Below are 765 nucleotides of genomic sequence, written 5' to 3'. Positions count from 1 at the left end.
AAGTTATCTATACAGGCAATAAGAATATCCTTAACGCCCCGGTTTTGCAGGTCAATAAGCACTTGCAACCAAAATTTTGCTCCCTCTCTTTCACCAATATACATGCCTAAAATCTCCTTCACCCCACTATGATTAACGCCCAATACATGATAGACTGCTTTGTTAATAATCCTTCCTTCCTGCCGTACTTTATAGTGTATAGCATCCAACCAAACAATTGGATAAATGGCATCTAAAGGGCGATTTTGCCACTGGTAAACTTCAGGAATAATCCGATCGGTTATCGCTGTCAAGCTTGATGGAGATAAAGTGATTCCATACAACTCTTCAAGATGATCACAGATGGCTTCATAACTCATTCCTTTAGCATATAAGGAAATGATTTTGTGATCTATTCCGTCTCCCAGAGTTAACTGTCGCTTCTTTACCAGTTCAGGTTCAAAACTACCGTTACGATCTCTGGGAGGTGTTAGCTCAACTGTTCCAAAACCTGTTTTTACCTTTTTCTTACCTCTGCCATTGCGACGATTGGGTTTTTTGGATTCATTTAAGTGAGCATCCAATTCACCATTTAAACTTGCATTTAACAAACGCTGAAGTAAAGGGACCAAAACGCCATCTTTACCTTCTAGTTTTTTTCCTGATTTGAGACCTTCTAAAGCTTCCTTCTCAAATTCTTTGTAATTAAAATCTTTTCCATCCATACTGTCAAGTTATTAATTGTTTCTTAAACTTTTACTTGACACACTTTAATGAACAGACTCC

Annotated in this window: 1 protein-coding gene; it reads right to left on the bottom strand. The window is 37.8% G+C overall.

The window, feature by feature from the left end; genetic code table 11:
* Window positions 1-704, bottom strand: a 704-nt coding sequence (locus JCM15579_RS19930) for an IS256 family transposase (protein ID WP_157471580.1), incomplete at its 3' end; no start/stop codon positions are given.
* Window positions 705-765: the final 61 nt, after the last annotated feature.

Source organism: Marinifilum fragile JCM 15579 (genome assembly GCF_001310955.1).
GTDB lineage: Bacteria > Bacteroidota > Bacteroidia > Bacteroidales > Marinifilaceae > Marinifilum > Marinifilum fragile.
The sequence above is the reverse complement of the archived record's forward strand: the minus strand, read 5'-3'. Positions and strand labels throughout refer to the sequence as shown.